Below are 24,980 nucleotides of genomic sequence, written 5' to 3'. Positions count from 1 at the left end.
CAGGCCATGTACATTACTTTATTATTCTTGCATGCCTACCTTTTCTGACTCAGGCTCTTGCGTTTCCGAAACAATAGTTAGAGATTCTGCTTGATGAATATCATCATCATCGTCTGTGTCTCTCATTTCGATTTCTTCTTCTGTGCTAGATAAGATTTTTACATCTAGCCCTAAGCTTTGTAGCTCTTTCATTAACACGCGGAATGATTCTGGCACACCTGGTTCTGGAACGTTCTCTCCTTTAACAATTGCTTCATATGTTTTCACACGACCAACAACATCATCTGATTTAACAGTAAGAATTTCTTGTAAAGTATAAGCTGCTCCATAAGCTTCAAGCGCCCAAACCTCCATCTCTCCAAAACGCTGACCACCAAATTGAGCTTTTCCTCCTAGTGGTTGTTGCGTTACTAAAGAATATGGTCCAGTAGAACGAGCATGTAGTTTATCATCAACCATGTGGGCAAGTTTAATCATATACATAACACCAACGGATACACGGTTATCAAAAGGTTCACCTGAACGTCCGTCATATAGTACTGTTTTCGCATCTTGTGCCATTCCAGCTTCTCTAATTGTTTCCCATACGTCTTCCTCACGAGCACCATCAAATACAGGGGATGCAACATGGATGTTCAGGCTTCTGGCAGCCATTCCAAGATGCAATTCTAATACTTGACCGATGTTCATACGTGATGGAACACCTAGTGGGTTTAACATGATATCAACTGGTGTTCCGTCTGGTAAATATGGCATATCTTCTTCAGGTAAAATACGGGAGATAACCCCTTTGTTACCGTGACGCCCAGCCATCTTATCGCCTTCATGGATTTTACGTTTTTGAACAATATATACACGTACCAATTGGTTAACGCCTGGTGGCAATTCGTCTCCATCTTCTCTATTGAAGACTTTAACATCATGAACTATACCGCCACCGCCATGCGGAACACGTAAGCTTGTATCACGAACTTCACGAGCCTTTTCACCAAAAATAGCATGTAATAAACGTTCTTCAGCTGTTAATTCTGTTACCCCTTTAGGTGTAACTTTACCAACTAGTAAATCTCCATCTTTCACTTCTGCACCGATACGAATAATACCGCGATCATCTAAGTTGCGTAATGCATCTTCCCCGACATTCGGGATATCACGTGTAATTTCTTCCGGCCCTAACTTTGTATCACGAGATTCTGATTCATATTCTTCAATATGAATAGAAGTATATACATCATCTTTTACTAAGCGTTCGCTCATGATAATAGCATCCTCGTAGTTGTATCCGTCCCATGTCATAAAGGCAACTAATACGTTACGACCAAGTGCTAATTCACCAAGCTCCATAGAAGGTCCATCTGCTAGAACTTCCCCTTTTGTTACTTTGTTTCCAACAGCAACAATTGGGCGTTGGTTATAGCATGTACCTTGGTTTGAACGAACAAATTTAAGCATTTTATATTTATCAAGATTTCCTTTAACCTCTTGACCATCTACTTCCGAAATACGTCTAACCCAAACTTCACGTGCTTCTACATGTTCAACAATACCAGGATGCTTACAGATAACCGCTGCACCAGAGTCTTTTCCTGAAACGTACTCCATTCCAGTTCCTACTCTTGGAGCTTCTGGTTGCATTAAAGGTACTGCTTGACGTTGCATGTTCGCACCCATCAAGGCACGGTTAGAGTCATCGTTTTCTAAGAATGGGATACATGCTGTCGCAGCAGATACAACCTGCTTTGGAGAAACGTCCATATAGTCTATACGCTCACGCTTAACAACAACGTTCTCATCACGGAAACGTGCAACTACATCTTCATCTAAGAAAGAACCATCTTCTCCTAAACGAGAGTTTGCTTGGGCAACAACGTAGTTATCTTGTTCATCAGCAGTTAAATAATCAATTCTTGATGATACTTTACCTGTTTCAGGATCAACTCGTCGATATGGTGTTTCAATAAACCCGAATCTATTCACTTTTGCATAAGAAGATAAAGAGTTAATCAAACCAATATTTGGTCCCTCAGGTGTTTCAATCGGACACATACGGCCATAGTGAGAATAGTGAACGTCACGAACTTCCATTCCTGCGCGTTCTCTTGTTAAACCACCAGGTCCTAAGGCAGAAAGACGACGTTTATGGGTCAATTCAGCCAATGGATTTGTTTGGTCCATAAATTGAGAAAGCTGAGAGCTTCCAAAGAATTCTTTAATGGATGCAATAACAGGTCTAATGTTGATTAGTTGTTGCGGCGTAATCGTATTCGTATCTTGAATAGACATTCTTTCGCGAACAACACGCTCCATTCTAGATAAACCAATACGGAATTGGTTTTGTAACAATTCACCTACAGAGCGTAAACGTCTGTTACCTAAATGGTCAATATCATCTGTTAAACCAACACCATGTAATAAGTTAAAGAAATAACTGATGGAAGCAATAATATCTGCAGGAGAGATGTTTTTCACAGCTTCTTCTACATATGCATTACTAATAACATTAATTTCTTTATCTCCCTCATCCAATGGTGAGTAAATTTTTACCGATTGAACAACAACATCATCCTCTAAAACACCACCATAAGGGCTTAGTTTTTTAAATCCGATATTGTTTTCTAGATTTGGAATAATACGATCAAGTGCACGGCGATCTAGAAGTGTTCCTTTTTCAGCAATGATTTCTCCTGTTTCAGGGTCCACTAGTGTTTCTGCCAGGCGTTGACCAAACAATCTATTTTTTATATGAAGCTTTTTATTAATTTTATAGCGTCCTACATTTGCAAGATCATATCTTTTTGGATCAAAGAATCTTGATACCAATAGACTTTTTGCGTTTTCAACAGTAGGCGGTTCACCAGGACGCAGACGCTCATAAATTTCTAGTAGCGCTTTGTCTGTTCCTTCAGTGTTATCCTTTTCTAAAGTATTGCGTAAATATTCGTTGTCACCAATCAGTTCAAGAATCTCCTGATCAGAACCGAATCCTAATGCACGCAACAGAACAGTAACCGGAAGTTTACGTGTACGGTCAATACGTACATATACAACATCCTTTGCATCTGTTTCATACTCTAGCCATGCTCCACGGTTAGGAATAACCGTTGCGGTAAATCCTTTTTTCCCGTTTTTATCGAGTTTCCCATTATAATATACACTTGGAGAACGTACTAACTGAGAAACGATAACACGTTCCGCACCATTAATAACAAAAGTACCAGTTTCAGTCATAAGCGGGAAATCACCCATGAATACATCTTGGTCTTTTACTTCTCCTGTTTCTTTATTCACAAGACGGACCTTCACACGCAAAGGTGCAGAATATGTAACATCTCGCTCTTTCGATTCTTCCACTGAATACTTAGGATCACCTAAGCTGTAATCAATGAAATCAAGTGATAAATTGCCAGTAAAATCTTCAATAGGTGAAATGTCCTGGAACATTTCTCGCAATCCCTCATCTAAAAACCATTGATAGGAAGAGGTTTGGATTTCAATAAGATTTGGTAATTCTAAAACCTCACTAATACGTGCGTAGCTTCTCCGCTGGCGGTGTCGTCCATACTGAACAAGTTGACCTGTCAACTGATTCACCCCTCAAATCAAACGTTATAGTACATCTATTAACATCTTATAAAATAGGCTTAAAAGCCTGTTTTTATAAGACAAAAAGAAAAAGGGTTTTCCAATCAAAAAACCACATTTCCATATTTCTAATATTATTCTGTTAGTTTTTCCTTCTCACACCAATTTTATACAATAAGATGGATAAAATTGTGAGTTTCAGAAAAATATTATATTGGCATTATACAATGCTATCACAACAAAAAGGACTAGTCAATCTTTTTTGCTTGAATTATAAAATACCCTTTTTTCTTTTCTACTATATTTACCTCTTTAAAAAACGCTTCTAACTTTGCAATCGCCGATGGAGCTCCTTGCTTCTTTTGAATCACTACCCAAAGCTCACCATTTGCTGCTAAATGTTCATAGCTTTGTTCAAAAATATCATGGACTACTTTTTTTCCTGCTCTAATCGGAGGATTTGTTAAGATAGACGCAAACTTAGTCCCTTTCACATCAAGAAGTCGATCACTTTCATAAATTTGAACATTTTCAATACTATTTTGTTGCGCATTTTCTTGTGCTAATTCAATCGCTCTTAAATTAACATCTACCATATGAACCATTCTATCTGGATTTGCTTTTGCAATAGAAAGACCTAATGGACCATAACCACAACCCACATCTAAAATATCTCCATCTATTTTTGGAAATGTATAGGTTTCAATTAATAGCCTAGAGCCAAAATCAACTTCTCTTTTGGAGAAAACCCCATTATCTGTTTTAAAACGTATTGTATTACCTTTAAGTGTAAAATTCCAGTAATTTGGATCGCTATTTACATTCTGGGTTCGGGAATAATAATGTTCTGTCATACGAACACCTCCTTAGGAGAATTTATATAAGGAAGACTACTTGAGGATTAATTGCAAAGCAAGCTATTCTTGCAATGAATTAAAAAAAGCGTAGATGACTTTTAAGCTATCACATACAGTTAGCTGACCCCACCAAATCTTCTCACATAATTAACCTAACAAAAGATGGTTTCAAAAAAAGCCATTTCCTACTGGACTGATTGTAACTAGATGCTTCTTAAGCCTCATACACTTTAGGAAAAAAAAGCCCGCTATTATAGCGAGCTTCTTTTTTTAACTAACATTACTTAACTTCAACGTTAGCTCCAACTTCTTCAAGTTTAGCTTTGATTTCTTCAGCTTCTTCTTTAGAAGCTCCTTCTTTAACTGCTTTTGGAGTGTTGTCAACAAGTTCTTTTGCTTCTTTAAGACCAAGACCTGTGATTTCACGTACAACTTTGATAACTTTGATTTTTTGATCTCCAGCAGATGCAAGAACTACATCAAACTCAGTTTTTTCTGCAGCAGCTTCTCCGCCACCTGCAACTACAGCTACAGGAGCTGCAGCAGTTACTCCAAATTCTTCTTCAATTGCTTTTACTAAATCGTTTAATTCTAAAACAGTCATATTTTTAACTGCTTCTAAGATTTGTTCTTTAGACATTATATTTTTCCTCCTTGTATTTTGGGTTTTTTATGATACGTTTCCGTATTAAATATTAAGCGCCTTGTTCTTCTTTTTGATCTGCAACTGCTTTTGTAGCAAGAGCAAGGTTGCGGATTGGTGCTTGAAGAACGCTGAGTAACATAGAAAGTAAACCTTCGCGTGATGGAAGTTCAGCAAGAGCTTTCACTTCTTCAACTGTTGCTAAGTTTCCTTCGATTACTCCTGCTTTAATTTCTAACGCTTCGTGTTTTTTTGCGAAGTCGTTTAAAATTTTTGCTGGTGCAACAACATCCTCTGTACTGAACGCAATAGCGTTAGGACCAGTTAGAGATTCGTTTAAACCTGCTAATTCAACAGATTCTGCAGCACGGCGAGTTAAAGAGTTTTTGAAAACTTTGAACTCTACTCCTGCTTCACGAAGTTGTTTACGAAGTTCAGTTACTTCTGAAACAGTCAAACCACGGTAGTCAACAACGATTGTTGATTTACTCGCTTTGAATTTTTCAGCAATATCAGATACTATTTGTTGCTTTTGTTCGATTACGCTGCTCATCTTTACACCTCCTGTAGAATTTCTACATTTATACCGACAAATAAAATCCTCCATATCATTTAGACATGGAGGTGTATACAATAGTCGTTCTCACAACTGATCAAATAATCTATCGTATTACCTCGGCAGGACATTAAGCTAAAATTTTAGCACCTACTGTCTACGGTACAAATGTTATTTATTTTTTCAACAAGATGAAGTATATGATATCCATCTCATTTTGTCAAATACCAATTTTTATCAAACAGTAGAAGGATCTACTTTTACGCCAGGACCCATTGTTGAAGTAACAGAAACGTTCTTCATGTAAGTTCCTTTTGCAGCTGCTGGTTTTGCTTTTGACATTGTATCAAAGATAGTTTGGAAGTTTTCAACTAGTTTAGCATCATCAAATGATACTTTACCGATTGGAACATGTACGTTACCAGCTTTATCTACACGGTATTCTACTTTACCAGCCTTAATTTCGTTAACTGCTTTCGTTACATCAAATGTAACTGTTCCAGTTTTAGGGTTTGGCATTAAACCTTTAGGTCCTAATACACGACCAAGTTTACCAACTTCACCCATCATGTCTGGTGTTGCAACGATTACGTCGAAATCAAACCAACCTTGTTGGATTTTATTTATATATTCAGCATCGCCTACATAGTCTGCTCCTGCTGCTTCAGCTTCTTTTAATTTTTCACCTTTAGCGAAAACTAAAACGCGTTGAGTTTTACCAGTTCCGTTTGGAAGAACTACTGCTCCACGGATTTGTTGGTCAGCTTTCTTAGGGTCAACGCCTAGACGGAAAGCAACCTCAACAGATGCATCAAATTTTGTAGTGCTAGTTTTTCTTACTAACTCAATTGCTTCTTGAATTGGGTAAGCTTTTGTACGATCAACAAGTTTGATAGCTTCTAAATACTTCTTACCTTTTTTAGCCATAACTTTATTTCCTCCTTGAATTGTGGTTTTAGCGGAATTACCTCCCACGAATAAAGGTTGCGACTAAAGATTTACCGTCGTCACAACCTTAATCAACACTAACCATATATAGGTTTAGTCTTCAATAACAATACCCATGCTGCGGGCAGTACCTTCAACCATGCGCATAGCGGATTCAACGCTAGCTGCATTTAGATCGGGCATTTTTGTTTCAGCAATCTCGCGTACTTTATCACGCTTAACAGTTGCTACTTTATTACGATTTGGTTCACCAGAACCAGACTCGATACCAGCTGCTTTTTTAAGTAAAACTGCAGCAGGTGGAGTTTTTGTAATAAATGTAAATGAACGGTCTTCGAAAACCGTAATCTCAACAGGAATTATTAAACCAGCTTGTTCAGCTGTACGAGCGTTAAACTCCTTACAGAATCCCATGATGTTTACGCCAGCTTGACCCAATGCAGGACCAACTGGTGGTGCCGGATTCGCTTTAGCTGCTGGGATTTGCAATTTAACAACTTTAATTACTTTTTTAGCCACGAGACACACCTCCTTAAAGTCCGTGATGTGGTAATAGGGGTTTCCCCTCCCACTCAACTTTTCGTCTTTATATGAAATAAAGAAATTTGACAATATCCTATCTCTTTATGAGATATACTGACCTATGAAATAGTAACACTTTTTTAATATCATTTCAAGTTTTCTAGTTAAAATTTTTCAATTTGTGTAAAATCGAGTTCCACAGGGGTATCTCTTCCAAACATATTTACTAGTACTTTAACCTTTGCCTTATCCTTATCAATTTCCTCAACAGTCCCAGTAAAGTTAGCAAATGGACCTTCATTCACCTTCACTGTTTCCCCTAATTCGAACTCAATTTCAATTCTTTGTTCCTCGACACCCATTCTCTTCAGAATCACTTGGACTTCTTCCGGCAAAAGCGGAGTTGGTTTCGAGCCCGATCCAGCAGAGCCTACGAACCCAGTTACACCAGGGGTATTACGAACTACATACCAAGAATCATCTGTCATAACAATTTCTACCAACACATAACCTGGGAAAACTTTTCTTTTTACTACTTTTGTTTTACCATTTCTAATATCGGTTTCTTCTTCTTCAGGTACCACAACGCGGAAAATTTTATCTTGCATCGCCATTGTTTCTACCCTTTTTTCTAAATTGGCTTTCACCTTATTTTCATATCCGGAGTACGTATGCACTACATACCAGTTTTTTTCCATAAAAGAGGACTTTTTCGTCCGTCCCTCCCTGTAACTTTATTTTTTCGTGCTGTTTTTTTATAGTATCTGTAAGGAACAATTCATTTATTTTTCAGCAAATGAAAAAACCCGTTACCGGGCTTTTGTAAATGTTTCCTATCGTTTTACCATTATACCATGAGTAGACAACTGTTATTCAAGTATTAAACGAATAAGTTCAGAAATTCCTAAATCAACAACCGCAAAGAAGATAGCAAAAAAGACAACAGTTACAAGAACTGTGAGCGTATAATTAGTTAACTCTTTCTTTCTTGGCCAACTAACCTTTCTTAATTCTCTACCAACTTCGCGAAAATACTTAACAGCACTTTGCATTTTGTTACCTCCATCTTTAAGTGCGGGTAATTTATTCTAAAAAATCGTTATTTTGTTTCTTTATGAACGGTGTGAGCATTACAATTTTGACAAAATTTCTTTATCTCCAAACGGTCTGTTCCATTGTTACTCACAGTAGAATAATTTCTTGACCCACATTTTTCACATGCTAACACAAGCTTTTTTCTCATTTCACATTACACCTACTACGTCCTTTATATCTTCTCAAACTGTATCATGGACACACATAAGATGTCAATATCAGTAAATATTTGCTATTTCAAAAAAACATTGATGCTTAAAGCGAAAATTCTCTTATTTCTAAATATCGCTCTAACTTTCTCTTCACTCGTTGTAGAGCATTATCAATAGACTTTACATGTCTATTTAATTCTTCAGAAATTTCCTGATAAGATTGACCATCAAGATATAGAGACAATACTTTTCTTTCTAAATCACTCAATAATTCAGACATTTTTATCTCGATATGATCATATTCTTCCTGATTAATGATTAATTCTTCTGGATCAAGAACCTTTGCACCAGATATAATATCCATTAATGTTCGATCAGATTCTTCATCATAGATAGGCTTGTCCAAAGAAACATAAGAATTTAAAGGAATATGCTTTTGCCTAGTTGCCGTTTTAATAGCAGTTATAATCTGGCGTGTTATACATAGTTCTGCAAAAGCTTTAAATGAGGAGAGTTTGTCCTCTTTAAAGTCACGAATCGCCTTATAAAGACCAATCATTCCTTCTTGTACAATATCTTCTTTGTCTGCTCCGATTAAGAAATAGGATCTGGCTTTAGCTCGCACAAAGTTACGATACTTTTGAATTAAGTAATCTAAAGCATCACTTTCCCCTTTGTGCACCAATTCCACTAACACTTCATCTTCAAGTTCCATATAATTTCTAATATATTCGTTACTCTTAGTCCAGTTGTCAGTACTCATACAGATCCCCCCGACCGTGCAATCATGGATAAATCCATTATACTCTAGCTTTTTTTTGAGCGTCAACAACTCATTTCTCTCCACGGCGCCATTTTTCGAAAATTTCTTCTATTTCTCTCGAAAGCGGAATCTTAGCAACAGGCTTTTTTTCTTTTATTTTTTTTACTTTTTTCCCTATTTCCTGCTCCATGCCACCCATCTCTATCCACAATTCCCGGGCTGATTTTCGCAGGGCACCTTGTCCAAAAATCGCCCACTGTTCCGTAAAATCTGATGTCGCAACATGTATTTGTGTTTTTCTGTTATTTAGCTCAATAGCAAGCTTTTCAATCCGTTCATCAGCTGTTTCGTTTTCCCGAGTAAAAATGACTTCCACCTTGTAATCTTTATACTTTTTCTCTGTCCCCTTCACATAATAGGCATCAAATACAACTATTACTCGATATCCTGAATATCCCTGATACTCCGCCATTTTACTAACCAAAGCATCCCTTGCTGCTGCAAGATCTTTATGTTTTAGCGCATTTAATTCTGGCCAAGCTCCAATAATGTTATATCCATCGACGATAAGAATATCCATTTTTATCCCTCAAGTGGATGGCGTTTCCGATATACCTCATACATTAAAAGTGCGGCTGCAACAGAAGCATTTAACGAAGTGACAGCTCCAGCCATAGGTAAATGAATAAGGAAATCACATTTATCCTTAATCAGCCTTCCCATGCCTTTTCCTTCACTACCAATCACTAATCCTAATGGCATCGTTCCATCGAATCTCCGATAATCTTCACTTCCTTTTGCATCTGTTCCTGCAATCCATATTCCTCTCGTCTTAAGTTCCTCTATCGTCCTTGCCATATTTGTCACACGTACAACAGGAATATGCTCAATAGCACCTGTGGAAGCTTTGGCTACAGTTGCCGTTAAACCTACTGCCCGTCTCCGAGGAATAATAATGCCGTGCGCACCTACTGCATCAGCCGTTCTCATGATAGATCCTAAATTATGCGGATCCTCAATTTCATCAAGCAACAAGAAAAAGGGTGTTTCTTGCTTCTTTTCTGCTAATGCAAACAAATCATCTATTTCTGCATACTGATAGGCAGCCACTTGCGCTACAACCCCTTGATGATTCGCATCTACCAAGCTATCTAATTTTTTTTTGGGAACGAATTGAACGAGTACATTTTCCTGTTTAGCTAAACCGATTACTGTTTGCATTTGGCCCTTTTGGGATCCTTCGGCAATAAGTATTTTATTTACATCTCTTTCTGATTTTAATGCTTCAATTACTGCATTTTTTCCAACAATAAAGTCACTAGACACTTTTTGCTCCTCCTATTTGCTTTCAATGATAGAAAAAGCCGCTTGGATTATTTCCTCAAGTCGCTCTTCTTTCATCGCTAAATATAAATATCCTAATACCGCTTCAAAACCAGTACTATATCGATATGTCTGTACATCCGTATTTTTAGGGACCGTACCCGATTTTGCATTTCTTCCCCTCTTTAATACTGCTATTTCCTCTTCCGAAAAAAATTCCTTTTCAAGGAGGTGATGCACTACTTTTGCCTGTCCTTTAGCTGATACATATCTGGTAGCTTCCCTATGAAGCTGATTTGGCTTCACTTTTCCGCTATATAACAAATGTCTTCTTACATATATTTCAAGAACAGCATCACCCATATAGGCAAGGGCAAGGCTGTTCAATTGCTTTTCATCTACTTTTTTTTCATAGAGAAGCATCTTTTACCCTCTTTTCCATCGTATACCTTGTGCTGTGTCCTCTAAAATGATATTCATTGCCTTTAATTGATCTCTAATTTGATCAGCAAGGGCAAAATTTCTATCCTTTCTTGCTTGTGTTCTTTTTTCAATCAGTGCTTCTATTTCTTCATCTAATAATTCCTCATCAAGAGATAGGGATAGACCAAGCACTCCAAATAATTCTTCAAATTCATTCATAAAAGCATGAATAACAGCAGGTGATGTTGTCTTTTCAAGTAGGTAATAGTTTGCTTGCTTCGATAATTCAAATAGAACAGATATTCCGTTCGCTGTATTAAAATCATCATCCATACTTTCAACAAATTGTTTTCGAAGATCAGCAATTTTAGCAATCCATTCGTCATTTGTATCAGTAAGATCTGTACTTGCTGTACTGCGATGCTTTAAGTTTTCATAAGAAGTCCGAATTCTTTCTAAACCAGCTCTTGTCTTTTCCAATACCTCTTCACTATAGTTAATTGGATTGCGATAATGAACAGATAGCATAAAGAATCTTAACACTTGTGGATCATGAATTTTAATAATATCGTTTACCGTAATAAAATTTCCAAGCGACTTAGACATCTTCTCATTATCAATATTAATATATCCATTATGCATCCAATAATTAGCAAAAGTCTTTCCAGTTAATGCTTCAGACTGAGCAATTTCATTTTCGTGATGGGGAAATGCCAAATCCTGCCCGCCTGCATGGATATCAATGGTATCACCCAAATATTTGCGGACCATTGCAGAGCATTCGATATGCCACCCCGGACGCCCTTGCCCCCAAGGACTTTCCCAGAAAATCTCTCCATCTTTCGCCTTCTTCCATAGAGCGAAATCTAATGAATCTTGTTTTTTCTCTCCTACTGCAATTCTAGCACCTGAGCGCAGTTCATCAATGGATTGATGAGAGAGCTTACCATATCCATTAAAAGCTCTTGTATGATAATAGACATCACCTTCTGACTCATAGGCAATGCCCTTTTCAATTAATGCAGCAATAAAATCGATAATAATATCCATATTCTCTGTTACACGGGGATGCGAATCAGCTTTTTTGCAGCCCAATGCGGAAACATCCTCAAAGTATGCATGGATAAAGCGGTCAGCAATAACCGGTACTGTTTCTCCAAGTTCATTTGCTGCTTTAATCAATTTATCATCCACATCAGTGAAGTTGGATACGTATTGTACATCATAACCACGGAATTCTAGATAGCGACGAACTGTGTCAAAAACAATAGCAGGACGAGCATTACCAATATGGATATAATTATAGACTGTTGGTCCACACACATACATTTTTACCTTTCCCTCTTCAAGTGGAACAAAGTCCTCCTTTACTCTTGATAAAGTGTTATATATTTGAATAGACATTACTTATAACTCCTTTCATCCTGTAATTCTTTTAGTTGTTCTTTTAATTGAGTAATTTCCATTTCCATTTCTTTTAGTCGATCAGCAACTGGATCTGGTAAATCACAATGATTTAAGTCTTTCTTTATTTTAATACCATCTTGTACCTTTACTCTCCCCGGAATACCTACAACCGTTGAATTTGCTGGTACGTCTCTAAGCACAACGGAACCAGCACCGATTTTCGCATTTTCCCCAATAACAATTGATCCTAATACTTTGGCTCCGGAGGCAATCAGCGCATTATCCTTAACAGTCGGATGTCTTTTTCCTTTTTCTTTCCCTGTTCCCCCAAGCGTTACTCCCTGAAAAATGGTGACATTATCCCCAATTTCACACGTCTCCCCTATGACAACGCCCATTCCGTGATCAATAAATAGTCGATTTCCGATCTTTGCTCCTGGGTGTATTTCAATACCTGTCAAAAAGCGGCAAAATTGTGAGATGACCCTAGCTAGGAAGAACCTTTTATGTCTATATAAAAAATGAGCAATTCGATGAAACCATATGGCATGCAACCCTGAGTAGGTTAAGATAACCTCTATTGAGCTTCTTGCAGCAGGATCTTGTTCAAACACAACTGCAACATCCTCTTTTATGCGCCGAAACATACTAATCTCCCCCCATTTGCAACTATATTCTGCTTTCTAACAGTCATACTCCTTAAAAATGGATCGTTGTTCTTTCGCTTCATTTCCTAAAATAATTATTTTTATGCAAAAGATACATCAGTTTAATACCATTATTGTTAATATAAAATTAGAACTTAGAAATTCTCCCGACTCTCCATACAGACAATACTCTAAAAACAAATCTATCACCACAAGGTAAACGTACTCCCTCCAAATAGCAAGTTCGCTCTTACCTTTAATGAATAAAGAAACCTTCATTAGTCGAGGGCCCTCTCCCGATGGTTTGTTGAACCAATGGACCTTTACGGAAAGTTAACCTCCCACTTATCTTCTTATTTTCCATAAGCTTTTAGGAGAATTACTGTCCATTAAGAATGGGATAAATCCATAAAAAAAGCGTCTCTGTCTAAAAAAGACAGAGACGCTTTTTGAGGCGCGGTTCCACTCTGTTTAGACTATCGCTCGTAAACGATAATCTCCACTCAATCCCTGTTAACGGATAGGTTCCGCCTCTATCTACTAAAACATTTTTTCGATATAGGACTCTGAGGCGCACTTCAAAAAAGAGGTTACTTGAATCACTTTCAGCCGGGTGATGATTCTCTCTAATAAGCTTCTCCTTTTTTACTTTTCCTCATCTACGATTTTTCTATATAGCTTTCCTATTACTATATTACATTTCCCTAGAAATGTTAACTAATTAATGCTGTTAATCTTGCATCAATTTTTTCTCTTCCTAGAAGCTCAATGGCTTTTGGTAAATCTGGTCCATGCGTTTGTCCTGTTGTAGCAACTCGAATTGGCATAAATAAGTTTTTACCCTTTTGACCGGTAGCCTTTTGAACTGCTTTAATGGAAGCCTTTATCTGATCAGCACTCCATTCCGACATTTCAGCTAATGCTTCTTTAAAGGCTTGTACTACTGCAGGAACTTGTTCCCCAGCTAAAACTTCTTTTGCTTCTTCATCATAATGAATTTCGTCACTGAAGAACAAAGTAGATAAGTCTACAATATCTGCTCCACAGCTCATTTGTTCTTGGTATAAAGCAACCAAATTATTTACCCATGCCTCTTCTTCAGCAGAACGATTTTCATTCACTAAGCCAGCTTTTTCTAAATGTGGAACAGCTAGACGCACAACAGTTTCTATATTTGCCTTTTTAATATATTGATTATTCATCCATGCCAATTTATTTTGATCAAATAGCGCAGGAGATTTAGACAATCTCGCTGGATCAAAAATACGAATAAATTCTTCAATAGAGAATAATTCCTCTTCGCCTTCTGGAGACCAGCCTAATAAAGCAATAAAATTGAATAACGCTTCAGGTAAATAGCCTAGTTCTTCATATTGCTCAATATATTGAATAATTGATTCATCACGCTTACTCAATTTCTTTCTGCTTTCATTGACAATTAATGTCATATGCCCAAATATCGGTCTTTCCCAACCAAATGCATCATAGAGCATCAATTGTTTTGGTGTATTGGTAATATGATCATCTCCACGTAAAACATGGGTGATATCCATTAAATGATCATCAATAGACACAGCAAAGTTATATGTTGGAGTCCCGTCCTTTTTAACAATGACATAATCGCCAATTGTTTCTGATTCAAAAGAAACTTCCCCTTTAACCATATCATTAAATTCATAAACAACATTTTCAGGAACACGAATTCGAATACTAGGCTGTCTTCCCTCAGCTTCTAATTTCCCCTGTTGTTCTTTTGTTAAATGGCGACATTTGCCTGAATACTTAGGTGTTTCTCCTTTGCTTACTTGTTCTTCTCTTTCTGCTTCAATTTCCTCTTCCGTACAATAACATTTATAAGCAAGTCCTTTTTCCAATAATTCTGTGTAGTACTTTTTGTAAATATCATTTCTTTCAGACTGACGATACGGACCATATTCACCACCAACATCCGTACTTTCATCCCAGTCCATTCCAAGCCATTTTAAATATTTCAGCTGGCTTTCTTCTCCACCTTGAATATTTCTTTTTTTATCAGTATCTTCAATGCGGATAATAAACTTTCCGCCTTTACTACGTGCAAATAAATAATTAAATAATGCTGTACGCGCATTCCCAATATGCAGATGTCCCGTTGGACTTGGAGCATAACGAACACGAATTTCGTTAGACATGCTTGTGCCTCCTTGATTACTTACGCTTTTTCTAATCTATTCTATCACTTTGCTTTTTCCTTTAAAAGGTTTCGTCCTTAATTACCTATCATTTATCCATTTCTTTTTTGGAGTAATACAACCGCTTGTGATGCAATTCCTTCTCCTCTTCCAGTAAACCCTAATTTCTCTGTAGTAGTCGCTTTTACATTTACATTTTCCTGTTCTGTTTCGAGCAACTCCGCAATCCTTGCTTGCATTGCCTGAATATGGGGTGCCATTTTAGGTTGCTGTGCCATAATCGTACAATCAGCATTTACTAATTTATAGCCTTTTTCCTTCACTATTTGCCATACATGCTGCAATAGTTTTGCTGAATCAGCATCTTTAAATGCATCATCCGTATCTGGAAAATGCTTTCCAATATCTCCTTCTCCAATAGCTCCTAAACAGGCATCCGCAATCGTATGTAGTAAAACATCTGCATCAGAGTGTCCGAGCAGTCCCTTTTCATGCGGTATTTCTATCCCACCGATAATAAGCGGCCTGCCGACTACTAATTGATGAACATCAAAACCTTGTCCAATCCGAAACATCTTAAAAATCCTCCAGTCTTTTTCCCTTATTAAAAAATATTACTCTCTCGCTAGTTCTTTATTTTTCGCTTCGCTACTATTGCTTCAGCAAAGTATAAATCTTCCGGTGTCGTCAATTTAATATTGTCATAGTTTCCTTCAACAATGTGAACAGCTTGTCCAAATCTCTCCACCAAACTAGCATCGTCTGTACCTATATATGTATCTACAACCGCCTTTTCATGTGCCTCTTTTAAAATGGAAATGCGAAAAGCTTGTGGGGTCTGAATAGCCCACAAGCTTGAACGCTCAACTGTTTCCACTACCAAATCACCATCAACCCTTTTGACAGTATCTTTAATTGGTACTGCTAAAACAGCTGCGCCACTTTCCTCTGCAACCTTTGTCAATCTAGCTATTTGATCTGTTTGAATAAAAGGTCTAGCCGCATCATGAACAAGAACGATCGTATCATCCGATATTTCCTTTACTGCATGGTAGACACTGTGTTGTCTTTCACTACCACCCTCAATTAGTGCAGCAACTTTCATAATTGCATATTTCTTTACTAGTTCACTCATTTGTTTTTTATCGTCTGAACTAACTACCAACCAAATTCCATTACAGTTTGGATCATTTTCGAAAACAAGTAAGGTATGAATAAATACTGGTAAATGGTCTAACTCAAGAAACAGTTTGTTCTTTCCTAATCCCATTCGTTTCCCTTGTCCAGCTGCCGGAATAATGACTTCATAAGCCATGTTACTAACCCCTATTCTTACAATGCTTTTTCTAATAACTTTGGTTTAGCAAAAATCATTCGACCCGCAGACGTCTGCAAGACACTTGTTACAAGAACATCTATATGTTTTCCAATATAATTGCGTCCTTCTTCCACAACAATCATTGTTCCATCATCTAGATATGCAACACCTTGATTATGTTCTTTCCCGTCTTTGATAATTTGGATTTTCATCTCTTCTCCAGGAAGAACAACCGGTTTTACGGCATTTGCCAAGTCGTTAATATTAAGAACAGCAACCTTCTGCAGTTCACAAACTTTATTTAGGTTAAAATCATTCGTTACAACAACACCATTAGTCAATTTAGCTAATTTAACTAGTTTACTATCTACTTCTGTGATATCTTCAAAATCACCTTCGTAAATTTCCACTTTAATCGCTAACTCTTTTTGTATCCGATTAAGAATATCTAACCCTCTTCTTCCTCGATTACGTTTAAGCGCATCTGATGAATCTGCTATATGCTGAAGCTCTCCAAGAACAAATTGCGGAATAACAATGGTGCCCTCTAGGAACCCTGTTTGGCAAATATCCGCAATTCTCCCATCAATAATAACACTAGTATCCAATATTTTTAAATTACTTTTTTCAACTTTTAAGGGTTCTTCTTCCACTACTTTTTTCTTTCTTGCTGTGAAGAGCGTTAACAGTTCATCTCTCTTCTTAAAGCCAACTTGAAAACCTAAATATCCAAAAAGTAATGACAAAAGAATTGGCGCGACATTATTAAGCACAGGAACAGATGTTAACGCATACCCTACTAAAAAGGCCAAAGTTAACCCAAATCCTATTCCAACACTACCAAAAATAATATCTGTTATTGGAGCCTTTACAATCGATTCTTCCAAGAACTTGATAAAGTTAACAATATAATCAATCGCCCAAAAAGTAATAAGATAAAAAATAATGGCACCAAGTATTGCTGACACATATGCGTTATTAATAAGATTATGATCAATAGACATTATGGAGAATAAATCAGGAATGAATAAAAATCCTATTGTTCCTCCAATAATTAAAAAACAAATTTGAACAATGCGTTTTAACAATACTTCCACCTCCTCTTTCACATTATAAACAAATTCCCAGATTTGAAACCTAATATTACAGGAATTTTTTATTTGTAATGAAAAAGTTATTTTTATAGATATGATGACTATGCCAAATACTAGTGTTAATTTTGATGCAATCCTTATACATTGCGCGGGAAATAATAATATACTGTAAATACTTCCTTCGTATCTATCTATAAAAATTATTGATAAAGGAAGATACATAGAAAAACATATAATTCCCAACTGTAAATTGAAAAGATAACACAGACAGAGAGATAAATATCTATTTTATTTGATAAAACTAGATTAGCATTAAAAATAAATCGCTGTCAAATAATTAAATACTCCATTTTAACACAACTAAAAATTCACATCAATGTATTTTTTCTTAATTAGTCCCCAAAAGCGGCTGTTAATGCCTCTGCCACTGAACTAACTCCCACAACCTTTATTCCCTCTGGTGCCTTTAGACCGCTTAAATTATTGCTTGGAATAATAACACGTTCAAACCCAAGTTTTGCAGCCTCCTGTACTCTTTGCTCAATACGAGAAACTCTTCTAACTTCCCCAGTTAATCCAACTTCTCCTATAATGCAATCCGTAGCTTTAGTTGGTTTATCTCTAAAGCTTGACGCAATACTTACTGCGATTGCTAAATCAATAGCAGGCTCATCCAGTTTTACCCCACCAGCTACCTTTAAATAAGCATCCTGATTCTGTAATAACATTCCTACTCTTTTTTCTAACACTGCCATTAAAAGCGGGACTCTATTATGATCAATCCCAGTCGCCATCCTCCTTGGATTACCAAAGCTCGTCGGTGAAATCAATGCTTGGATTTCAACAAGAACAGGTCTCGTCCCTTCCATTGATGCTACAACTGTTGAACCCGCGGCACCTTGTGAACGCTCTTCTAGGAAAATTTCAGATGGATTCTCTACTTCTTCAAGACCAAATTCTTTCATTTCAAAAATGCCCATCTCATTGGTAGACCCAAATCGATTCTTTACTGCCCGCAAAATGCGATATGTATGATGTCTTTCTCCCTCGAAATATAAAACAGTGTCCACCATATGTTCTAACAATCTTGGACCTGCTATAGATCCTTCTTTTGTAACATGTCCTACAATAAAAATTGCTATTCCTTTTGTTTTTCCAATTCGCATCAATTCCGCTGTACATTCTCTAACTTGAGAAACACTTCCAGGTGCAGAAGTAACTTCGGGATGATAGATTGTTTGAATCGAATCAATAACAACAAACTCTACATTCGTATTTTCAATCGTTCTACTTATTTCTTCTAGATTGGTTTCCGAATAAACAAGCAAATGGTCTGAAACTACACCTAACCGATCTGCTCTTAATTTTGTTTGCTTCTGAGATTCCTCCCCAGATACGTATAAAACGGAATGCTTCTTCTGTGCCAATTGAGAAGAAACTTGTAATAAAAGCGTAGACTTCCCTATCCCTGGATCGCCCCCTATTAATACGAGTGAACCTCGAACTATTCCTCCTCCAAGCACACGATTTAATTCGATTAAATCTGTATAAATTCTAGGTTCATTAACAGTTTCAATGCTTGTTATAGGAATCGGTTTTGCAGCAATCGTACTGGTAGCTGTGTGGGCAAACGCTCCTTTTCTTTGAACAGCGCTTTTCTCTACTTCTTCCACCATGGTATTCCAGTTGCCACATCCTGGACATTTCCCCATCCATTTTGCAGATTCATATCCGCAATCCTGACAAAGAAATTTTGTTTTCCTTTTGGCCATATTCAGCACCCTTTTCCTTGTATACTCATTTCTTCTTATAACTTAATGATATGTATTCCCGGTATGTTGCTATACGAAAATACTTAGATGGTAATCTTACACCTATATTTTATTAAATAAAGAAAGGACACACGCAGGAAGCTGTAATACGTGTGTCACTTATATTCATTTACTCGTTTATTATTTTTGTAAATTTACTGCTGGCTCTGCTCCATTGACCTTTACTGTGAACTCACCATTCTCTACATCTAACTCAATCTGTTGACCAGTTAATACGGTTCCTTTTAGAAGCTCTTCCGATAATCGGTCCTCTACATGTCTTTGTATCGCACGACGAAGTGGTCTTGCTCCATACTCTGGATCATAGCCTTCTTCCGCTATTTTTTCTTTTGCCGCTTCTGTAATAGATAGTTGAATGTCCTGTTCTACTAGGCGTTTAACTAATTGATCTGCCATTAAAGTAACGATTTCTTTTAAATGCTTTTTCTCTAATGCATGGAAAACAATTGTCTCATCGATACGATTTAAAAACTCTGGACGGAATGCTCTTTTCAGCTCTTCCATTACTTTACCCTTCATATCTTTATAATCTTGGTCTCCATCCTGAACATTGAAACCAACATATTTATTTTGTTTCAACGCAGAAGCACCAACATTAGATGTCATTATTAAGACAGTATTACGGAAATCAACCGTTCTTCCTTTTGAGTCTGTAAGTCGACCATCTTCTAGAACTTGAAGTAAGATATTGAATACATCTGGATGTGCCTTCTCAATTTCATCTAAAAGCACGACAGAGTATGGTTTTCTTCTTACTTTCTCCGTTAATTGTCCGCCTTCTTCATATCCGACATACCCTGGAGGAGATCCTACTAGCCTTGAAGTAGAGTGCTTCTCCATGTATTCAGACATATCGATACGAATCATCGCATCTTCATCCCCAAACATAGACTCCGCAAGGGCACGAGCAAGCTCCGTCTTACCCACCCCAGTAGGACCAAGGAAAATAAAGGAACCAATTGGTCTCTTTGGATCTTTTAATCCAGCTCTAGCACGTCTTACTGCTTTAGAAATCGCAATTACTGCTTCTTCTTGACCAATTACTCGATTGTGAAGAATATTTTCCATGTTTAATAACTTATCTGTTTCTGTTTGTGCAAGCTTAGATACAGGGATTCCAGTCCAGCTAGAAACAACACTCGCAATATCTTCCACTGTCACTTCTGTATTCTCTTGTCCTTGCTTTTCTTTCCAATTCTTCTTCGTCTCTTCTAACTGTTCTCTCAATCTTTGTTCCGTATCACGTAAAGATGCCGCCTTCTCGAATTCTTGACTTTGAACAGAAGCATCCTTTTCTTTGCGTACTTCCTCTAACTTTACTTCCAACTCTTTTAAGTTAGGAGGAGTTGTATAAGATCTTAAACGGACCTTAGAACCAGCCTCATCAATCAAGTCAATTGCTTTATCTGGTAAGAAGCGATCAGAAATATAGCGATCAGATAATTTTACAGCTGCATCAATTGCTTCATCTGTAATTGAAACACGATGATGTGCCTCATAGCGATCTCTTAAACCTTTTAAAATTTGAATAGATTCTTCACTTGTAGGTTCATCTACTGTAATAGGCTGGAATCTTCTTTCTAATGCCGCATCTTTTTCAATATATTTACGATATTCATCTAATGTAGTAGCACCAATACATTGAAGCTCCCCACGCGCTAGAGATGGTTTCAAAATATTGGAAGCATCAATTGCACCTTCTGCTCCACCAGCACCAATTAACGTATGCAATTCATCGATGAATAGAATAATATTACCAGCTTGGCGAATTTCATCCATTACCTTCTTTAAACGGTCTTCAAATTCACCACGGTATTTCGTACCAGCCACAACTGTCCCCATATCTAATGTCATAACACGTTTATCCCTTAATATTTCCGGAACTTCATTTTGAACAATTTGTTGTGCAAGGCCTTCAGCAATAGCTGTTTTACCAACACCAGGTTCCCCAATTAATACAGGGTTATTTTTTGTTCGTCTGCTTAACACTTCAATAACACGTTGGATTTCCTTGCTTCTACCAATAACCGGATCTAGGCTTCCTTCTCTTGCAATAGCTGTTAAATCACGAGCTAAACTATCTAGAGTTGGGGTATTAGCACTAGCTGCCGATCCACCTGGATGGTTGCCAGACTCACTACTTCCAAGTAATTGAAGTACTTGTTGGCGAGCTTTATTTAGGCTTACACCTAAATTATTTAATACTCTAGCAGCAACCCCTTCTCCTTCTCTTATTAACCCTAAAAGGATATGTTCTGTACCTACATATGAATGACCTAATTTCCTTGCTTCATCCATCGACAGTTCTATTACTTTTTTAGCTCTTGGTGTATAATGAATAGTTTGTGCTGCATCTTGCCCACGGCCGATCAAGTTTTCTACTTCCTCTTGAATTTTTTCTGCACCTAATCCAAGCGCCTGTAAAGCCTTTGCTGCGATTCCTTCCCCTTCACGAACTAACCCAAGTAAAATATGCTCTGTACCAATATTATTATGACCTAAGCGAATTGCTTCTTCCTGGGAAAGTGCCAATACCTTCTGCGCTCTTTCTGTAAATCGGCCAAACATCATACTTTCATCCTCCTTAGAATCTTTATTCTGTTTCCAATTTTAATCTTTCTCTTATTAAGGATGCACGACGAATATCGCGATCAGTTGGATTCATTTGTTCTCCAGCGTAAAGTTGTAAAAACCCTGGCTGGGTAAGAATCATTAATTCATTAAGGATACTTTTTGATATATTTTTGATATATCCCATATCAATACCTAATCGAACATCGGAAAGGCATTTAGCTGCTTCCTTTGTTTCCATAATACGACTATTGCATAATATTCCATAGGAGCGGAAAACTCTATCTTCTAATTGTATGTTGGAGGTTTGTGCTAATGCATTTCTTGCTCCTTTTTCTTGCTCAATCAACTGCATAACGACACTTTTTAGTTCCTCCATGATGTCTTTTTCAGATCTTCCTAATGTTATTTGATTGGATATCTGAAAAATATTTCCAAGTGCCTCACTACCTTCTCCATAAATACCTCTAACCACTAAGCCAAGCTGTTGAATAGCCGGAATAATTCGACTCATTTGTTGCGTTAACACCATTCCTGGCAAATGCATCATTACAGAAGCTCTTAAACCTGTTCCTATATTAGTCGGACAGCTTGTTAAATATCCCATTTCTGTATGATAAGCATAATTTATCTTTTTTTCTATTAAATCATCCATTGAATCAGCTTCTTTAAATGCTTCATCTATTTGGAGACCAGGCTTTATACACTGAATTCGAATATGATCTTCTTCGTTAATCATTATGCTTAACTCTTCATCTTCTGATAATATTACAGCTCCATTAGGAGATTGGTCAGCAAGCTGAGGACTAATGAGATGCTTTTCTACTAGAACTCTTTTCTCTAATGTGTTTAACTCACTCATTGCAAGCAATTCTAGTTCTTGATTGAATTGCTTTAATAGAGAATCCTCCACCTGCTGAATCACATTATCAGCTTCTTCTTTTGAAAATAAAAGAGGAAAATTCACGTTCTGTATATTCCTAGCTAATCGAATCCGAGAGGTAAGCACAATTTCAGAGTCAGGTCCCTCGGAACTCATCCATGAAGTCCGTGCTTTACTTATAAATTTTTCTAAAGACACGTTACTCCCCTCCCTCATTAAAAGAAGTTAACTGTTGTTCTTTATGCTTTATTTCATCTCGAATAACTGCTGCTTTTTCAAACTCTTCCCTATTAATTAGATCTTTGAGCTCTATTCGCAACTGGTCAATTTCCTTTTTAATGAGGTAATGACCACCTATTCGTTCTGGAATTTTCCCTTTATGCTCTACATTACCACCATGCAATCGTTTAATGAATGGCAGCAATTGTTCTTTAAATGTATCATAACAGTGAGGACAGCCTAATTTACCAACTTTCCTGAATTGAGAAAATGTCATCTGACACTCTTTGCACTGTAAAGGCTGTTGTCGCTTATAAGTATCCTCAGTGATGTGTTGAAAACTTGGCTCTATATTTAGTAACCCCGCTAATAAACTGTTTAAAGATAAACCAGTTGTTCCGTTTATCATAAACATATCACCATTTTCTTGTGCACAATGCTCGCAGAGATGAAACTCTGTCTTATTCCCATTAATATTTTTTGAAAAATGTAAAGTAGCTGGTCTTTGATTACATTCAGAACACATCATGTTTCTCACCTCAATTTAAAAACTGGGATGTTATTTATATTTTAATGATGTTAACATCGCCTTTAATAATCTTGCTCTTAATTCATCTCGATAAGGTAATTCTAAATATAATACAGAGCGATCGATTACACTTAACATAATCTTTGCTTCTCGCTTATTAATAACATCTTCTTCTACTAGTCGAAGAATTAAATCTTCCGCACTGTTTTGAGGTATCCGACTTTGAATAAGGGATAGTAATTGATCAATTAAATGGGCATGATCATGTGTTTGAACCTTCATAATTCGAATGAAACCACCGCCACCACGTTTACTTTCAACTACATACCCCTTTTCAATAGTGAAACGAGTATTAATAACATAATTAATTTGTGATGGGACACACTCAAATTTATCGGCAATTTCACTTCGCTTTATTTCCACTAATGATTTTTCGCTCATTTCTAATACTTCTTTTAAGTAAAGCTCAATTATATCCGAAATATTTCTCACCAAGCCTCCCCCTTCTGACTTTGACTATATTTGACTATAATTATACACGATAAAAATAATATTTAGCAAGGAAGACGTTTTATTAATTTTCCCATTTTTTAGTGATTCCAAACCTACTATCATCATTCTTTCATGCCAGAAAGGAGAGTATGTATAAAGATTATATTAACTATAGTCTGATTTATCACAATTTTCAAGTTTAAATAATTTGCCGAGGCTTATCTTATTGAATAAAAAAATAATATATATTTATATTTATCAAGCGAAAGAAACTTAAAAGATTAAAACATTTGGGGTAAATATAAAAAGGGATAATTAAAATAAAAAAAGCCCTAAAAGCATAATGCTTTTAGAACTTTTTGACAGCCTGGCGACGTCCTACTCTCACAGGGGGAGAACCCCCAACTACCATCGGCGCTGAGAAGCTTAACTTCCGTGTTCGGTATGGGAACGGGTGTGACCTTCTCGCTATCGCCACCAGACTATTGATTTTTGAGAGTTATTCCCTCAAAACTAGATTATGAAGTAAAAGAAAAGAAACAAGTAATCTCACTTAGCTTACGCTAAGTTTCTTGTCCAGCTCCAACGCCTATCGCCTAGCAAACTTCCGATCATCTCTTTTGCGTAAGTCAACATCGATTCACTTACGTTCATCGTGTTTCCTTTATCGAAAGAACAAGCTCTTCCAGTTTGTACGCCGATAAACAGGCGTTTCCGCTTTTCGTTTTAGTTAAGTCCTCGATCTATTAGTATCAGTCAGCTCCACATGTCGCCACGCTTCCACCTCTGACCTATCAACCTGATCATCTTTCAGGGATCTTACTAGCTTACGCTATGGGAAATCTCATCTTGAGGGGGGCTTCATGCTTAGATGCTTTCAGCACTTATCCCTTCCGCACATAGCTACCCAGCGATGCCTTTGGCAAGACAACTGGTACACCAGCGGTGCGTCC

Annotated in this window: 24 protein-coding genes, 2 rRNA genes and 2 other annotated features; all 26 genes read right to left on the bottom strand. The window is 37.0% G+C overall.

The annotated features are described in order from the left end of the window. Window positions 1-21: 21 nt before the first annotated feature. Window positions 22-3,582 (bottom strand): DNA-directed RNA polymerase subunit beta, encoded by a 3,561-nt coding sequence (gene rpoB, locus QQZ16_RS04565; RefSeq protein ID WP_031537892.1) that lies wholly within the window; start codon window positions 3,580-3,582, stop codon window positions 22-24. A gap of 248 nt (window positions 3,583-3,830) precedes the next feature. Then, window positions 3,831-4,436, bottom strand: a complete 606-nt coding sequence (locus QQZ16_RS04560) for a class I SAM-dependent methyltransferase (RefSeq protein ID WP_031537891.1) — start codon at window positions 4,434-4,436, stop codon at window positions 3,831-3,833. Window positions 4,437-4,719: 283 nt separating this feature from the next. Further along, window positions 4,720-5,079 (bottom strand): 50S ribosomal protein L7/L12, encoded by a 360-nt coding sequence (gene rplL, locus QQZ16_RS04555; protein ID WP_016204548.1) that lies wholly within the window; start codon window positions 5,077-5,079, stop codon window positions 4,720-4,722. Between the two features lie 55 nt (window positions 5,080-5,134). Continuing rightward, the gene (rplJ, locus tag QQZ16_RS04550) at window positions 5,135-5,635 is read right to left on the bottom strand and encodes a 50S ribosomal protein L10 (RefSeq protein WP_031537890.1); all 501 of its coding nucleotides are present in this window, start codon (window positions 5,633-5,635) and stop codon (window positions 5,135-5,137) included. 32 nt (window positions 5,636-5,667) lie between these two features. After that, window positions 5,668-5,819, bottom strand: a sequence feature (ribosomal protein L10 leader region). Window positions 5,820-5,875: 56 nt separating this feature from the next. Continuing rightward, window positions 5,876-6,565: a 50S ribosomal protein L1 gene (gene rplA / locus QQZ16_RS04545; protein WP_031537889.1), complete on the bottom strand. Its 690-nt coding sequence runs from the start codon at window positions 6,563-6,565 to the stop codon at window positions 5,876-5,878. Between the two features lie 114 nt (window positions 6,566-6,679). After that, window positions 6,680-7,105, bottom strand: a complete 426-nt coding sequence (gene rplK, locus QQZ16_RS04540) for a 50S ribosomal protein L11 (RefSeq protein ID WP_031537888.1) — start codon at window positions 7,103-7,105, stop codon at window positions 6,680-6,682. 167 nt (window positions 7,106-7,272) lie between these two features. Then, window positions 7,273-7,806, bottom strand: coding sequence for a transcription termination/antitermination protein NusG (nusG, locus tag QQZ16_RS04535; RefSeq protein WP_016204544.1), 534 nt, complete (start codon window positions 7,804-7,806; stop codon window positions 7,273-7,275). A gap of 171 nt (window positions 7,807-7,977) precedes the next feature. Further along, window positions 7,978-8,160 (bottom strand): preprotein translocase subunit SecE, encoded by a 183-nt coding sequence (gene secE, locus QQZ16_RS04530; RefSeq protein WP_031537887.1) that lies wholly within the window; start codon window positions 8,158-8,160, stop codon window positions 7,978-7,980. Window positions 8,161-8,207: 47 nt separating this feature from the next. Then, window positions 8,208-8,351, bottom strand: a complete 144-nt coding sequence (gene rpmG, locus QQZ16_RS04525) for a 50S ribosomal protein L33 (RefSeq protein ID WP_081836646.1) — start codon at window positions 8,349-8,351, stop codon at window positions 8,208-8,210. A 107-nt stretch (window positions 8,352-8,458) separates the two neighbouring features. Beyond that, window positions 8,459-9,118, bottom strand: a complete 660-nt coding sequence (gene sigH, locus QQZ16_RS04520; RefSeq protein ID WP_048717910.1) for an RNA polymerase sporulation sigma factor SigH — start codon at window positions 9,116-9,118, stop codon at window positions 8,459-8,461. Between the two features lie 70 nt (window positions 9,119-9,188). Then, a complete protein-coding gene (locus QQZ16_RS04515) occupies window positions 9,189-9,698 on the bottom strand; it encodes an NYN domain-containing protein (RefSeq protein ID WP_048717912.1) in 510 nt (169 codons plus the stop codon). Window positions 9,699-9,700: 2 nt separating this feature from the next. Further along, a complete protein-coding gene (rlmB, locus tag QQZ16_RS04510) occupies window positions 9,701-10,444 on the bottom strand; it encodes a 23S rRNA (guanosine(2251)-2'-O)-methyltransferase RlmB (protein ID WP_048717913.1) in 744 nt (247 codons plus the stop codon). A gap of 12 nt (window positions 10,445-10,456) precedes the next feature. Next, a complete protein-coding gene (locus QQZ16_RS04505; RefSeq protein WP_048717914.1) occupies window positions 10,457-10,864 on the bottom strand; it encodes a Mini-ribonuclease 3 in 408 nt (135 codons plus the stop codon). A gap of 3 nt (window positions 10,865-10,867) precedes the next feature. Beyond that, a complete protein-coding gene (cysS, locus tag QQZ16_RS04500) occupies window positions 10,868-12,268 on the bottom strand; it encodes a cysteine--tRNA ligase (RefSeq protein ID WP_284561149.1) in 1,401 nt (466 codons plus the stop codon). Beyond that, the gene (gene cysE / locus QQZ16_RS04495) at window positions 12,268-12,918 is read right to left on the bottom strand and encodes a serine O-acetyltransferase (RefSeq protein WP_048717919.1); all 651 of its coding nucleotides are present in this window, start codon (window positions 12,916-12,918) and stop codon (window positions 12,268-12,270) included. The genes cysS and cysE overlap by 1 nt, the downstream gene beginning before the upstream one ends. Window positions 12,919-13,353: 435 nt before the next feature. Then, window positions 13,354-13,589, bottom strand: a binding site (T-box leader). Window positions 13,590-13,631: 42 nt separating this feature from the next. Further along, entirely contained in the window at window positions 13,632-15,089 is a 1,458-nt protein-coding gene (gene gltX, locus QQZ16_RS04490; protein WP_284561148.1) for a glutamate--tRNA ligase, read from the bottom strand. A 92-nt stretch (window positions 15,090-15,181) separates the two neighbouring features. Then, window positions 15,182-15,664 (bottom strand): 2-C-methyl-D-erythritol 2,4-cyclodiphosphate synthase, encoded by a 483-nt coding sequence (gene ispF, locus QQZ16_RS04485; protein WP_048717923.1) that lies wholly within the window; start codon window positions 15,662-15,664, stop codon window positions 15,182-15,184. A 50-nt stretch (window positions 15,665-15,714) separates the two neighbouring features. Continuing rightward, complete coding sequence (gene ispD / locus QQZ16_RS04480; RefSeq protein WP_031537876.1) at window positions 15,715-16,404, bottom strand: 2-C-methyl-D-erythritol 4-phosphate cytidylyltransferase; 690 nt, start codon at window positions 16,402-16,404, stop codon at window positions 15,715-15,717. A gap of 17 nt (window positions 16,405-16,421) precedes the next feature. Next, a complete protein-coding gene (locus QQZ16_RS04475) occupies window positions 16,422-17,495 on the bottom strand; it encodes a PIN/TRAM domain-containing protein (RefSeq protein ID WP_031537875.1) in 1,074 nt (357 codons plus the stop codon). A gap of 398 nt (window positions 17,496-17,893) precedes the next feature. After that, window positions 17,894-19,273 carry a DNA repair protein RadA gene (gene radA, locus QQZ16_RS04470; RefSeq protein WP_031537874.1) on the bottom strand — a complete coding sequence of 460 codons (1,380 nt, stop codon included), beginning with the start codon at window positions 19,271-19,273 and terminating at the stop codon, window positions 17,894-17,896. A gap of 180 nt (window positions 19,274-19,453) precedes the next feature. Next, on the bottom strand, window positions 19,454-21,904 hold the full coding sequence (clpC, locus tag QQZ16_RS04465; protein ID WP_031537873.1) for an ATP-dependent protease ATP-binding subunit ClpC: 2,451 nt from the start codon (window positions 21,902-21,904) through the stop codon (window positions 19,454-19,456). A gap of 22 nt (window positions 21,905-21,926) precedes the next feature. Then, window positions 21,927-22,985, bottom strand: coding sequence for a protein arginine kinase (locus tag QQZ16_RS04460; protein ID WP_031537872.1), 1,059 nt, complete (start codon window positions 22,983-22,985; stop codon window positions 21,927-21,929). 1 nt (window position 22,986) lies between these two features. Continuing rightward, window positions 22,987-23,535 carry a UvrB/UvrC motif-containing protein gene (locus QQZ16_RS04455; RefSeq protein ID WP_031537871.1) on the bottom strand — a complete coding sequence of 183 codons (549 nt, stop codon included), beginning with the start codon at window positions 23,533-23,535 and terminating at the stop codon, window positions 22,987-22,989. Between the two features lie 30 nt (window positions 23,536-23,565). Next, the gene (locus QQZ16_RS04450) at window positions 23,566-24,030 is read right to left on the bottom strand and encodes a CtsR family transcriptional regulator (RefSeq protein WP_268817845.1); all 465 of its coding nucleotides are present in this window, start codon (window positions 24,028-24,030) and stop codon (window positions 23,566-23,568) included. Between the two features lie 362 nt (window positions 24,031-24,392). Then, window positions 24,393-24,509: ribosomal RNA gene (rrf, locus tag QQZ16_RS04445) — 5S ribosomal RNA — on the bottom strand. A gap of 244 nt (window positions 24,510-24,753) precedes the next feature. Next, window positions 24,754-24,980, bottom strand: a 23S ribosomal RNA gene (locus QQZ16_RS04440); the annotation flags it as partial.

The sequence above is a fragment of the Bacillus sp. T2.9-1 genome, assembly GCF_950097965.1.
Taxonomy (GTDB): Bacteria; Bacillota; Bacilli; order Bacillales; family Cytobacillaceae; genus Niallia; species Niallia hominis.
This window is presented reverse-complemented; position numbering and strand designations above follow the sequence as displayed.